The 13,634-nt window shown below is 61.5% G+C and carries 4 protein-coding genes and 5 pseudogenes; 4 read left to right on the forward strand and 5 right to left on the reverse strand.

The window, feature by feature from the left end; all coding sequences use genetic code 11:
* Positions 1-177 precede the first annotated feature (177 nt).
* A pseudogene (locus tag ACR9YP_RS12450) lies at positions 178-548 on the forward strand (transposase); the annotation flags it as partial.
* A 231-nt stretch (positions 549-779) separates the two neighbouring features.
* Complete coding sequence (locus ACR9YP_RS12455) at positions 780-1,541, forward strand: hypothetical protein (protein ID WP_474219985.1); 762 nt, start codon at positions 780-782, stop codon at positions 1,539-1,541.
* Between the two features lie 5 nt (positions 1,542-1,546).
* Here ACR9YP_RS12455 and ACR9YP_RS12460 read toward each other — a convergent pair whose 3' ends face one another.
* From ACR9YP_RS12460 to ACR9YP_RS12470, 3 genes and pseudogenes are all read right to left on the reverse strand, one after another.
* The gene (locus ACR9YP_RS12460) at positions 1,547-3,106 is read right to left on the reverse strand and encodes a S10 family peptidase (RefSeq protein ID WP_474219986.1); all 1,560 of its coding nucleotides are present in this window, start codon (positions 3,104-3,106) and stop codon (positions 1,547-1,549) included.
* Between the two features lie 643 nt (positions 3,107-3,749).
* Positions 3,750-3,970, reverse strand: a pseudogene (locus ACR9YP_RS12465) (DUF1214 domain-containing protein); the annotation flags it as partial.
* Positions 3,958-6,155, reverse strand: a pseudogene (locus ACR9YP_RS12470) (transglycosylase domain-containing protein); the annotation flags it as partial. The pseudogenes ACR9YP_RS12470 and ACR9YP_RS12465, both read right to left, overlap by 13 nt.
* A gap of 831 nt (positions 6,156-6,986) precedes the next feature.
* On the opposite strand from ACR9YP_RS12470, the pseudogene ACR9YP_RS12475 reads away from it, so the two are divergent.
* Positions 6,987-8,247: pseudogene (locus ACR9YP_RS12475) on the forward strand (M16 family metallopeptidase).
* 170 nt (positions 8,248-8,417) lie between these two features.
* Positions 8,418-9,603 (forward strand): annotated as a pseudogene (locus ACR9YP_RS12480) (M16 family metallopeptidase).
* 1,317 nt (positions 9,604-10,920) lie between these two features.
* Here ACR9YP_RS12480 and ACR9YP_RS12485 read toward each other — a convergent pair.
* Together ACR9YP_RS12485 and ACR9YP_RS12490 are read right to left on the reverse strand one after the other, a co-directional pair.
* Positions 10,921-12,624 carry an outer membrane protein gene (locus ACR9YP_RS12485; RefSeq protein WP_474219987.1) on the reverse strand — a complete coding sequence of 568 codons (1,704 nt, stop codon included), beginning with the start codon at positions 12,622-12,624 and terminating at the stop codon, positions 10,921-10,923.
* Between the two features lie 612 nt (positions 12,625-13,236).
* Positions 13,237-13,386, reverse strand: coding sequence for a hypothetical protein (locus ACR9YP_RS12490; protein ID WP_474219988.1), 150 nt, complete (start codon positions 13,384-13,386; stop codon positions 13,237-13,239).
* Positions 13,387-13,634 lie beyond the last annotated feature (248 nt).

Raw genomic sequence — 13,634 nt, forward strand, 5'->3', positions numbered from 1 at the left:
TACCGACGCTTCGCCGACATCCTCGCGGATACCTGCGCACGGCTCGGGGTCGATGCGGTTCGCTATTCCTTCATCGTAGTGGACTTGCACCACCTACTCCTTGCCGGTCTCCCGGCGCACCTGTGTGAAAACGCTGTGCCGCTGTTATGATTCTCTCCTGATTCTGCGGGGGAATTGATGAAGAGCTTCGTTGCGGGGGCGGATCGGGGGCAGTCGACGTTTCCGCCCGAATGCCTCGACGACTTCATTGACGAGAGCAACCCAGTTCGGGTGATCGACGTGTTTGTCGACACGCTCGATTTGGCCGAGATGAGCTTCGAAGGGTGGAGCCGGCGGCAACCGGTCGGCCGTCGTATCATCCCTCGGTTCTGCTGAAGCTCTACATCTACGGCTATCTGAACCGGGTGCAGTCGAGCCGGCGGCTGGAACGAGAGGCCGGACGCAATGTCGAGGTCATGTGGCTGCTGGGTCGGCTCGTCCCTGATCACAAGACGATTGCGGACTTCCGCAAAGACAATGGCCTGCCATCGAGAACAGAATGTGATCAATGCAGCATGCCAAGTTCCTCGAGAGTGACGTGCGGCCTGGAAGACGTGCTGTAACCAAATCCAATCGTCTCGATCAGCTACTGAAATTGACGCTTACCCCTCTCCAAACCGAGTCCGTACTCCGATAGAACGCGGTCGTATCCGCCATAACGGGCTGCCTGCTATTCCGAAGCACGGCTATGCGAAGGCGTTGGGCGATCGATGAAGTGAGGTATCGGCCTGCCACAGCGGTTGGTCGAGATCGCCGGCAAGGAGCGCATCGTCCGCGCGAACGTCGAAGCCACGCGGCGCGCTGGCGAGGCCGGCCTTGAGCTCCGTTCGGCGCCCGATGCGCTGATCGAGAAACTTGCGGTCAATGCAAACGAGGACCAGCTTCAGCGGATGATCGAGGACATGGGGTGCATCACGGACGTGCGCGAGTTCATCCGCGAGCACAACATCGAACTTCCGAATTTACCTCTTGGTCGAGCGGGACGCGCCATCACTCGTGATCGGGCCGTCACAGGCGTCGAAATCATCGCGCCCCCGATTCTTTTCTGGAAAGCGTTCTCGAACGGATTCGCGAGATCGCAGACAACCATCCGGAAATCGAAGCCGAGGTTGTCGGCGGGCTGGCCGAAGAGTAATTTCAGCCTCTCTGCCGAGATTTGGCGCGCCACGCCTGGCATCGGAGCGCGGCGTCTGGGACGGCGATCTGCTGTGAGCGATAACGCCGAGACGCTGAAGGCGACACTGCTTGCCGAGCGGCACGAGAGCGAGCGGCCGCGCCAGATCAATGAAGGAGCTGCAGCGCCATCGCTTTGGCTGGAACGCGATCGGAAATTGACAGTTCGTGGCCCTGTTGCAGCTATCGATCGGGCTTCAACTATGGCGTTGTCATCTCCTGATTGTGGCGAAGCTCGCCCCTATGCAACACAAGGCGGTATTCGCTCTCGGCTTTGTCGGCGACCTCCTCGTGCTCCGGATCTTCAAATATGCCGGCTCAGAATGTGAGCGGGTTAATTTGCCGCCGACGTGATCATTGCCTCGACTTCTGCACGAAAAGCCTGACGCGAGGAGTCGCGTGAATAGAACATGTGGCCGCCTGGTAGGACCAGGAGCATGACCCGCGGCGCTGAGGCGAAGGCGGGCAACTGAGCGAGGGCCATTTTCGTGGCGAAATAAGGGGTGACAAGATCAAACAGCCCGTGCCCCACCAGCACCTTGATCTTCGCGTCCGTTGCAAGAGCCTGTCGCAGCTCCGACAACGACTCTGGAGGTGTATTGCCGAAATCCCAAGCCTTTCGGACCGCACCGTTGAGCAGTTCATAAGAGCCATCCGGCCGCCATTTGAGCTTGCGCGTCAGGATATCGACCGCAGCACTCGTCATCGGCGGCGAAAGCGCATCACCCGAGGGGTCGCCGAAGGGGTGGGCAGCTGAATGCGGATAGGGATCCAGACCCCTCACCGAGGCGTCATAACCTCCGGTCACCTTGCCGCTGTGGCGATCCAACTCGCGGCGGAATTCGTTAATGTCAATGCGGCCGCCACGTGCTCGGGTGACGCCTTGGTCGATGCCAGTTAACGCGGCGATCTTGTCGGCGATACGGTTGCTGGCCTCGCTATCAGCCTCACCTTTGAGAAGGTCGGCCAGGAGCTCGCCTTGCGCGTAATTTTCCACGTCGGTCAGATCGGAGCCCTTCGCTTGGCTCTTGGCTTCACGGGCAGTAGCGACATAGCTCGGCAGCAGCGTGACATATCGCAGGACCCCGGTCGGACCGTAGTCAAACACCGGCGAGATCAAGATCAAGCCCTTGACTCCGACGCCCTGCCGCATCTGCAGCTGACGCACGACCTTCGGCCCTCGAATGCCGCCATAACTTTCGCCCACGATATACTTTGGCGATAGGAGCCGGTCGTACTTCTCAAGCCAGCGGCGTATGCTCAGCGCGAGGGAGCTGACATCGCCGTCGACGGAAAAGAACTTCTTGCGGACAACCTCGCCGTTCGCGACGAAGCGGCTATAGCCAGTCCCGACCGGGTCAATGAAGACCAGGTCGGTGAAATCGAGCCAGGTTTCCGCATTGGGCTTTGCTTCTAAAGAAGTGGAAGGCGTGACCTCGTCGGCGTTGATCGGCAGTCGCCAGGGACCCGCATTGCCGAGCTGGAGCCACGCCGAAGATGAGCCGGGTCCGCCATTGAAGAAGAATGTGACCGGGCGCTTCGTGCGGTCCGTCCCGTCGAGCTGATAAGACGTATAGGCGATGTCGGCTTGCGGCTCACCTTTTTCGTCGAACAGGCGGATCGAGCCCGCGGTCGCAGCAAAGCTGAGTACCCGGCCTGGAACATTGAGCGTATGCTTGGTGGTCGAATCCGGCGGCAAGCGATGCAGCTCGCTTGCAGACGATGCGCTCGGTGTTTGTCCCGCCCGTTCGTCGAGACCGCTCTTCTGGACGCCCTGCGCGGAGGCTTCAGGGCGCGGCGGTTCGTCGGCCCGGCCGGTCTCCATCGTGCCCCAGGCAAAAAGAGCCAGCGCAAGAGAAGCGCCGCGGACCGTGCTGAAATCAAATTGCATCATGTTTTCCTTTCCCGCCAACCGGTGTGCCCATGGCGCGCACGGCGCATACAACTAGATGACGGTCGAGAAAGAACACCTACTAACTCCAGCAGTATTCATTGCTCCTGAATTCCGTATGGTGATGGTAGTGGCAGGGCCGGTGCTTGCAGATAGCGCTCTCGCGCCGGCGGGCACATCCGCAGAGAGCGAGCTACTGTACGACCTGCAGCAACATCGAAGGGCTGTATGTCATGCCCTGCGAATGAGGTGAGTCACCCGTCCCTGCGGGTTCTGAGGGTTGCCCGGGATGAACGAACGAAGCGAGATGCGTTAGCTCTCGCGGCTGGATGCGCGTGTAGAACGACACCGAGGTCTAGGCGTGACTCACCGGCGCGGTCAGTTTGGTTGCCCCGCCCGTCAGGTCGCAACAGCAGATCGCGAGCGCAAAGGCCGCATCCATGAACGGCATCGGTGAGGGCGAGGTGAAGCCGCGGGGACGCCGTTCAGCTTGGGCGTGGGGCGCCAGCCGCAATAGCCGGCCTGGGTCGCGATTCTGCACGCTGACGAGTCAAGGCCGAGCATCACACCCGCGAAGATGGTGAACGCGAGCCGGATGATGAGCAGTCCACCGCCGTGATGCTCTGCAACGGCGCGTCGCGCTGGTTCCGCGTCGCGAGGCCAATCGGCATGTCGTCCAGAACCGCGCAGGGGGCGTCACGCCGGTGACAATCACGTGGAAGCGGCCGTCGATCGCCTTCTGCTTGTCGCAGGTGGTCGCGGTGAACGCGACCTCGCCGGTGCCTATCCGCAGCTCGCCGTTGCGCACGATGGCCACGCCCAGGGATCGACATCCGCGGTGCCGGTGCGCGGCCGCGCGGTCCAGGCGCTTTTGCATTCTCTTCCGCATAATCCCGCGGGCCGAGCGCGCTGGGCGAGGAGGCCGGCTTTGCCGTCAGTCGGATTTCGTCGCGGTCTTCTCTGCGTCATCAAGCAGTTTCTCGATCCGGGCCAGGATTTCGGCCCCGCGCTTGGTCAGCACCGCGGGCGGGCCGGGCTCGGTCTCTAGCACTTTCGTCGCCGCAATGGCCTCGACGCCTTGATGCGCCGCGACCATGATGTTGTGCCAGGTCTGCGCCGGCAGCGAGCCGCCGGTCATGCGGTTGGTCGGCGAGTAGTCGTCATTGCCGTACCAGACCGCACAGGTGAAGTTGCCGGTGTAGCCGACGAACCAAGCGTCGCGATAGGCCTTGGTGGTGCCAGTCTTGCCTGCGGTCGGAACCCCGTCGAGTGCGGCCGGCGCGCCCTGCCTTCGCTCACCACGTGGCTCATCATGCCAGCCATGTCGGCTGCGATGTTCGCCGGAATGGCCTGCCGCGGCTTCGCACCGTCGCAGTCCCAGCGCCAGACCAGGTCGCCGCCGCCGGTACGCACTTCAAGGACAGAATGCGGGGTCACGGCCTTACCCTTGTTGGGGAACGTCGCATACGCCACGGCGTGCTCGATCACGGTGACTTCGTCGGAGCCGATCGGCAACGACGGCGTGTCCGGCAGCGGCGCCTTGATGCCGAAGCGGCGAGCGACTTCGACGATCTTGGCCCGGCCGATCTTGGCCGGGTTCGGCGCCTTCGGCTGCTCCTTCTGGCCGATCGCGATCGACAGTTTTACGGGCACCACGTTGATCGAGCGCGTGATCGCCTGCGTCAGCGTCACCGAGCCGGAATAGGAATGACCATAGTTCTGCGGACACCAATTGCCGATGCAGACCGGGCCGTCGACCACGATCGAGTTCGGCGTGAAGCCGTTCAGGAGCGCAGTGGTGTAGACGTAAGGCTTGAACGAGGAGCCGGGCTGGCGATAGGCGTCGGTGGCGCGGTTGAACTGGCTGGCGCCGTAGTCGCGACCGCCGACCATGGCGCGGATGCCGCCGTCGAGATCGGCGACGACGGTCGCCGCTTGCGTCGCGTGATAATCGCGGCCGAACTGGCGCAGCTGGTTCTCGATCGCGTCTTCGGCCGCCTTCTGCACATTGGTGTCGATCGCAAGCCGCACCACGAAGACGCGTTCGGTGTACGACTTCGGGAAAGTGTCGACCAGCTTGCGCATCTCGTCGAAGGCGTAGTCGAGATAATAGTTCGGCGACGCCTCGTCGCGGCGATCGACCGCGAAGGCCGGGTTGCGGCGGGCGCCGAACACCTGGCCCTCGTCTCATGAAGCCGGCATCGACGAGGTTGTCGAGCACGACGTTGGCGCGCGCGCGCGCGGCCGGCAGGTTGATGTGCGGAGCGTATTTCGTCGGCGCCTTGAACAGGCCGGCGAGCATCGCCGCTTCCGCTAGCGTCACGTCGCGCGCCGATTTGTTGAAGTAGAAATGCGCGGCGCCATCGACGCCGAAGGTGCCGCCGCCCATATAGGCGCGGTCGAGATAGAGCTTGAGGATCTCGTTCTTGGTCAGGCGCCATTCCAGCCAGACCGCGAGGAAGGCTTCGTTGACCTTGCGCTCGATGGTGCGCTCGTTGCTCAAGAACAGGTTCTTGGCGAGCTGCTGGGTGATCGAGGAGCCGCCCTGGCGGACGCCGCCGGCCTGGGCATTGGTGACGAGGGCGCGCGCCGTGCCGGCGATGTCGATGCCGAAATGGTCGTAGAAGCGGCGGTCCTCGGTCGCCAGCGTCGCCTTGATCAGCACGTCAGGAAAATCTTCCAGCGGGATCGAGTCATTGTGCTTGATGCCGCGGCTGCCGATCGGGTTGCCGTAGCGGTCGAGGAAGGTCACCGCGAGGTCGGACTTCTTCAGCCAGTCCTCGTCCGCCGGCTCGCGGAAGGCGGGGATGGCGAGCGTGAGCAGCAGGACCAGGCCGCCGAGGCCGAGGGTCGCGGCTTCCGACAGCGGCTCGATGAACACCCAGCGCTTCCACCGCCCGACATAGAAGCGGTCCATGAAGGTCGAGTAGCGTTCGTAGAGCTCGCGGATGCCCTTGGCCGAGGAGAACAGCGAGGAGTCGATGCGCGCATCGAGATCCAGGAAGAAATTCCGGACCTTCTGCTTCCAATGCGGTGGTATGATCTGGCGCACCTAGAACCCTTGCGGCTCGGTTCGAAAGCGTTCAAGCACCCGGCCGGGGCGGCATCGAGACGTTTTGCGAATGTTGTGCCAAACCGAAGGCGCTGGTTTGTGCCGAGAATGACTTGTTGGTCCGGGCCGAGCGAGACCTGTAAACTGAAGTTAAGGCGAGCCCCACACAAGCCGAGCCTCGTGAGCCGCTAGATGGCGGGCAGGTTACCTATTTCAGTGCAGCCATTGGCCGTGAGAACTTGTCATTGAGTCGTGCTGTTACGACGTCAACATCCGAATAAGGCTACGTAATGGGCAGTGCCAGCAACGCACTACGCGGGTGTGCTTTCGCAAGAACGAGTCTCTCGATAGCCACCTTTGTTCCAACGCGCGCGCCATGTCCGATGTCCGACGATGTGTGAAGATGCTGACAGGCTGCTTAGGGCGACCACGTTGCAGTCAAAGAGTTTCTTCTTTGGCACGACTAATGCTTTGGGTTCGCCCGCGACGCGCCCGACCGATGATCCCCTGGAGCAAGGCGATCCGTCGATTGGTTATTCAAAAGGATGGAGCATCCGACAAATGCCTTCGATCACGACCACACTCCTCATCGAGAACCAATTGCAATGGAGCTTGCAAAAAGTCACGCCGATCAAGAAGTTGACGAACCATGTTGATAACAATGCCGCGCCCTATCGACGGCGCGATCGAGCTTTCGTTTCGAAAAATTTACGACGACTGCTGTCAAGAGTTCGGACCTCCTCATCTAGCTCCGTCGTTTGCCTTCTAGCGCGGGTCCTGACGTTCGCCTTTGTAGTAGGCGGCCTATCAGGCGAGAGTCTTGCGAGCTCCATGCCACTAACCAGCTTTGCGCTCGCTAACGGCCTCCAGGTCGTGGTGATTCCCGGCCACCGCACTCCCGTGGTCACGGAGATGATCTGGTACAAGGTCGGCTCGGCCGACGAGACGCCCGGCAAATCCGGCCTGGCGCATTTCCTCGAGCACCTGATGCTCAAGGGCACCTCGAAGCATCCCGTCGGCGAATTCTCGCAGACCGTGCTGCGCGTCGGCGGCAACGTGAACGCTTCCACCTCGGTCGACTACGCAGCTGCCGACCATGATGGAGTTCGAGGCCGACCGCATGACCGGGCTCGTGAAGGACGAGAACGTGCTGCCCGAGCGCGACGTCGTACTCGAAGAATACAACATGCGCGTTGTCAACAGTCCCGAGGCGCGGCTGAACGAGCAGGTCAGGGCCGCGCTTTATCTCAACCATCCCTACGGCCGGCCGGTGATCGGCTGGCACCAGGAGATCGAGAAGCTCAATCGCGAGGATGCGCTGGCTTTCTACCGCCGTTTCTATGCGCCGAACAACGCGATCCTGGTGATCGCCGGCGACGTCGACGCCGCTGAAATCCGCCCGCTGGTCGAGCGCAATTTCGCCGCCATCCCGGCGCAGCCCGCCATCCCGGCGCGACGCATCCGTCCGCAGGAGCCGGAGCCGGCCGCACCGCGCACCGTCACGCTGTCCGATCCGCGCGTCGAGCAGCCGAACATGCGGCGCTATTACCTCGTGCCCTCGGCAACCACGGCGGCGGCCGGCGAGAGCGCGGCCCTCGACATGCTCGCGCAACTGATGGGCAGCGGCTGCAACTCCTATCTCTACCGCGCGCTCGTCGTCGACAAGCCGCTCGCGGTCTCGGCCAGCGCCAGCTATTCGAGCACCTCGCTCGACCCGAGCCAGTTCTCGATCGCAGCCTCTCCGAAACAGGGGGTGAGTTTCGCTGAGGTCGAGCAGGTCATCGAGGGCGTGATCGCCGACATCGTGCAGAACCCAATTCGCGCCGAGGATCTCGACCGGGTCAAGACCCAGCTTATCGCGGAGGCGATCTACGCCCAGGACGAATCAGGCGGTGCTGGTGCGCCGTATGGCGGCGCGCTGACCACGGGCCTGTCGATCGAGGACATTCGCAGCTGGCCCGATCGCATCCGCGCCGTCACCGCCGAACAGGTGCGCGCCGTTGCGCAGAAATGGCTCGAGAAGAAGCGCTCGGTGACGGGCCATCTGATCAAGGACACCGCCACCGCCAAGCGCGAGGAGAAGCGTTCGTGACCCATCCCTTCCTTCGCATGCGCGGCATCGCGCTCTCCGTCGTCACCACAGTGACGCTCTCTTTGGTGTCCATCTCGCTGTCGCAGGCCGCGGCCAAGATCCAGCACCTGACCTCACCCGGCGGCATCGAAGCCTGGTTCGTGCAGGACGCGAGCGTGCCGCTGATCGCGATGGAGTATTCCTTTGCCGCCGGCGCATCGCAGGACCCCAAGGACAAGCCGGGCGTCGCCAACCTCGTCGGCGACCTCCTCGACGAAGGCTCCGGCGATCTCGATTCCAAGACCTTCCACGAGCGACTCGACCGCCGCGCCATCGAGCTCTCCTTCAGCGCCAGCCGCGACACGTTCTGGGGCAGCCTGCGCATGCTCCGCGACAACAAGGACAAGGCTTTCGCCCTGTTGCGGATGGCGCTGACCTCGCCGCATTTCGACACCGCCGACGTCGAGCGCATCCGTTCCCAGGTCATCTCGGGCCTGCGCCGCGACACCACCAATCCGACCGCGCTCGCCAGCCGCAAGTTCCTGGAGATCGCCTTTGGCGATCATCTCTACGGTCGGCAGACCATCGGGACGCTGGAAAGCGTACCGACCATCACGGTCGCCGACATGAAGGATTATGTCGGCCGCATCCTGGCCAAGGACACGCTGAAGGTTGCGGTCGTTGGCGACGTCGAGCCCGCAACGCTCGGCAAGCGGCTCGACAAGACGTTTGGCACCCTGCCGGCCAAAGCGAACCTCACGCCGGTCCCCGACATCGAGCCCGCCGCGCCGCCGCGGCGCCTTCGTGCCACTCGACGTGCCGCAGACCGTAATCACCTTCGGCGGCCCCGGCGTGAAGCGCAGCGATCCGAACTTCATGGTCGGCTATGTCGTCAACCACATCCTGGGCGGCGGCGGACTGTCCTCCCGGCTCTATCGCGAGGTACGCGAGAAGCGCGGGCTCGCCTATTCGGTGTTTGAATCGCTGTTGTGGATGGAGCACTCGGCCGTCTTCATCGGCAACACCGGCACGCGCGCCGACCGTGCCGGCGACACCATCAATGCGATCGAGAAGGAGGTGCGCCGCATCGCCGAGGAAGGACCGACGCAGAAGGAGCTCGACGAGGCGAAGTCCTACCTCAAGGGCTCGCAGATGCTGGCGCTCGACACCTCCTCCAAGCTGGCCCATGCGCTGCTGCAATATCAGCGGGACAGGCTGCCGATCGACTATATCGAGAAGCGCAATGCCATCGTCGATGCCGTGACGCTGGACGACGCCAGGCAGGCCGCGAAGCGGCTTTGGAGCCAGGGCCTTCTGACCGTCATCGTCGGCCGCGCCCCGCAAGCCCCGGCCAGCGGCCTGCCGCACCCGGGATAAGCTCGAACTGAACTGCGCAATAGCTAGTCGCTCTCTTAGATCGAACTCGCCATGTGCGCACAGGTCCTCCTTGCACGCTGTTCGATCCGTTGCGCTTCTCACCTGAGTTCTCGGAGAGGGCGATGCACGACCGACTTGAAACCTCGAATCTCACTGACGAGCATGCGGATCGAGAATGAGGGAAGTTCGGCGCATGCCCCCGCTTTGACAATTGGCCATAGGCGAAGCGGTCGGCGCGCGGGCCTGCGCCGGTCCGGCTTCGGAGCCGACGCGGTCGTGCCGACAACGATCGGCACGGCTCGTTGACGATCCTTACTAGTGGCTAGAGGCTGACCTTCAAGCCTGGCCCCGGTGCGTGACTGGGTAGAGGCGAAGAACCGTCTGATGAAGAGCTATCTTGCAAGCTCGCATGAGCGTCCTGCGATCCGCCGCAAACTCGAAGCGCTCCTCAACAGACGGTAAGCCCCGCCCGTGCGCCGAGACAGTCGAGAATTCTTCTTCGGTCGAGGGGCCCTGTGAGCGACAGGCTGCGATCTGGCTCGTCCGAAGCAACGAAGCAAGCCGTGAAACTCATCGACCTAGTCTCGTGGAGCAGAGACGAGACTAGCGCGCTCGCTGGCGTTGCCCATGAGCGGATTGGCCACCCGATAGCCTACGTCGTCCATAACGGAGGCTCCGACTGGTGCGGCGACGAAAGTCTTGCCATCGTGGGCCGCCTGAATCTCAGTGCTGCCCGTCCCGATACGGTCCTCATCGAACACTTGTCGCCCTCATTGGCTGACTTCGGTGGCCGATAGACGCCCATCGGGCGATCCCCAGCAGCGCGCATTGCCGGCGGATCGAAAATTTGGCAGGGCCGCGATCGAGCATCGCTCTGCGATCCGGGACTCTCATGTCCGGACGTCCTGGCTAAAAATCACGCTCCACACCGTGAACTGGCCGATCTGGCATGTAGCCGCTCAACCTGCCGCTCGGCCTCGGCAGGGTCGAAGGGCGGCCCCGCTTGGGCCTCAAGCTGCTTCTTCCAGCGTAAATCTGGTTGGATGAACTTCTAGCGCCGCGCCAAGTTGGCGATCGTCGCCCCGTCTATCAGACGGAGCGGCGTTTGTCCAAGTTAACTACTGGTCCCAAAATCGGGATTTCGCAAGTACGTGCTCAGCCGCTGGGGCAACTCGGCGGTACCTGCTTGATCAACAATTGTTCTCCGAGGCAAGGTTATTGCGTCGTCGTGACCAGCTCGACAGATCACCGCCAGCTTGCCCCGTCAGGAAACGCACTGTCGTAAGATCAAGACGGCGTTTGGCGGCCAGCATCATCTCAATCAAAGTGATACGACGCCTGCAGGAACGTGCCCCAGCGATCCATGCTATAACTCGCAGGAAAAGGCCCGCTCGTGACGGGGCGATGTCTATCGTCAGGGGCTCGGCTTTGCAGCACTTTGCCATCTCTCTCATTCCACATTGCCCAATAACGCGCACCGATGCCGATGCTGAAATTGCTGGTCATGAGGTAAGATAGAATGCCTTCCATTTGGAAGCCTCCCCCGCCACTCCCGCGCTGGTCGGTAAAGTACGTGAGAGAACGCAGCAGATGATTGTCACGCCCCTGGAAGTTCGTCCAGGGCAGGTAAGCGACGTCGACACTCACGCGCCAATGGTCGAACAATGTGGTCTCAGCGCTGATGCCGAGCCGTAGAGCATTCCAGTCGGTGTCTTGGGTGCCCACTGTCCTTTGATCGCCTGCAGGCAGGGTCGGATCATTCGGCGTCGCAATTTGGACGGAGCCTGTCTTGTCGGACTTTTGACCGTAATAAGTCCAGCCCAGAAATCCACCGATTTTGTAAGCGGCGCCGCGTAAAAAATCGTAGCCCAGGTCAGCCGTATAGTATGCGAATTTTCCATTGGCTTGGCCCAACTCCGTCAGCGAATAGGCAACCTGCCGTTGCTGCAAGCCCCAATCTTCGTCGTGCTCATGACCTGCTTCGAACCGCCCGAAACCGATATTGCCCTTCAGAAAGATGCCCCATGGGCTGTCGACCCGTTCAAATAATTCGCCGGAAATCCCATCCAGCTTGTCATAGGTGAGCCTCGATATGAGATGCGGCGGTCCCAGGTCCCATTGAAATCTTCCACGGCTCAGCCAGAGCCGTGTGCCACTTTCCAGCGACCAGCCCTGAGCAAAGGGGATCGGGGGTGCGCTGATAGATTTCGTAGGATATAATGGCGCATCAGACCATCTCGATGCCTGCGGCTCAGCATCAAAATGGTAGTTCAGACCAAGTTTGGCGATGTGATAGCTGCTCGACAGAGCAGTGGTATTGGCCGGGATCACCGCAAGGGGCTCCGGGGGGTGATACTGTTGAGTGGGAGGCGTGGCCACACTTGGCCCGCTAAATCTCAGAAAATTGTATTCGAGATCGACTGACCATGCCGGCGAGAGCGCGTGTTCGACACCCGCGCCGATTATTCCCCCTATACGACCATCGTCAAAACTAGTTGGTGTCGCTCCGAACCCACGGGTGAGTTCGTGGCCGTTGGCGACATCGCCCCGATTGTGTTGCCAGGCCACGCCTGCCTTGAGATAGGCCATGGTGTCGCCCTGTGGACCAAACGTATAACCGAGCCGGCCCGTTCCAGTGACAAAGACGTTTGGGCTGGCAGTGCAGTTTGCGCTCACTATGAAGCGGGAGCTTAGGCAGGTGTTTGTACCCTCTGAAGCAGCTCTACTCGCATCCAATTCGAGGCCGAAAACCCACCGTTCGTTCTGCCAGTTATAACCTACCTGGCCTCCCGCGACGAATACAGGGGTATCTACCACACCGCCATAAATAGACGAACCATGCGGATTACTGAACGATGTCCAGCCGTAGCCTCCTCCAACATGCCCACCAATATATCCACCAGTCCAGCTCCACACCACCGAAGGTAGTTCTAACCGACGCCTCAGCTCGGTCGAATTCGCGGCTTGAAGTGCAATGAGCGCAGCTATTGCAGCGCTCAAAGAAAGAAGTTCAGTTCGCATTTTACCTCCATAATACTAAGCGCCCTTCTCACAATGAGGGCCAAATGCCCCTCGTTGACGCTGCTTCCAGCGTACAAAGTGACGCCACGTGAGGTTCAAGCTCACCAGCCGTTACGCTTTTGTAAGAAGAACCCACTCCTTCTTGGAGGATTGAACTGATGCCTGTTTGATTGCCACGGAGACTAGGTATTTCATGACCCGCAGCTCGTACAACACAGACGCGATTGTCGACGGGCTGGCGATCGTAGTTTTTCGACGAGCGCCCCTTAGTAGGATCGTGTCTACAAACGGACAGATGGGTACGTAGCTGTGGTCGCTAGTCATCGCAGGCGGCTGATGTTCTCGCGTCGGATAATCCAGTGACTGGCCAAAGCGGGTATCGCGGCGCGGTATTGCGCTTATGGACGCACTTTCCCGCCTTCACGCGGCGCGGACGGCTGTGACATGACTTAGCCTCAATCAAGCTCGGTTTGCCGAGAATGTCATCACGCGTGTGACGTTATAGGCGAGACCATGCAGCGCCTTCTCAGTGGCGACATTCCGTAGGCGCTCAGGAAGACGGCGGCGAGCCTGGCCCCAGGTGAAATGGATGAAGTGGAGGTAATCCATCCTCTAGTTGCTGACCTCCGGCGGCGAAGCGAAGAGATAGTCGGTGATGGCGAGCTGGGTGATCGTGAGGGCGTTGAGCCGGTGCCCGATCCGCACCTGCGCCTCGCATACGTAGATCGGTTCTCGGCTCGTGCCGCACTGCGTCCATTGCATGCAGGGTCCCCCAGGCGATCGGACACAAAATGAACCGGCGCATGGCTTCGACATTTTCGCGCGCGCCTCTGCGTCGCGAGCTGTTGATTCCCTGCATGTTCACCAGAGGTGAGACCAACATCGATCGCGAGGCAGGAGCCCTCGACTGGTAATCAGCCGATGAGGTTGATGACGCTCAACCGACGCGGTGCGGCAGCCTTCGTCGGAATAACTGCGCCGCGTGCCCGACGAAGAACGGCATGATGTAA

This window comes from Bradyrhizobium sp. BR14999, assembly GCF_056106085.1.

Coding starts and splice junctions, on each gene's coding strand:
- ACR9YP_RS12490 (WP_474219988.1), bottom strand. CDS start 13,386: ATGCAATGGACGCAGTGCGGCACGAGCCGAGAACCGATCTACGTATGC.
- ACR9YP_RS12485 (WP_474219987.1), bottom strand. CDS start 12,624: ATGCGAACTGAACTTCTTTCTTTGAGCGCTGCAATAGCTGCGCTCATT.
- ACR9YP_RS12460 (WP_474219986.1), bottom strand. CDS start 3,106: ATGATGCAATTTGATTTCAGCACGGTCCGCGGCGCTTCTCTTGCGCTG.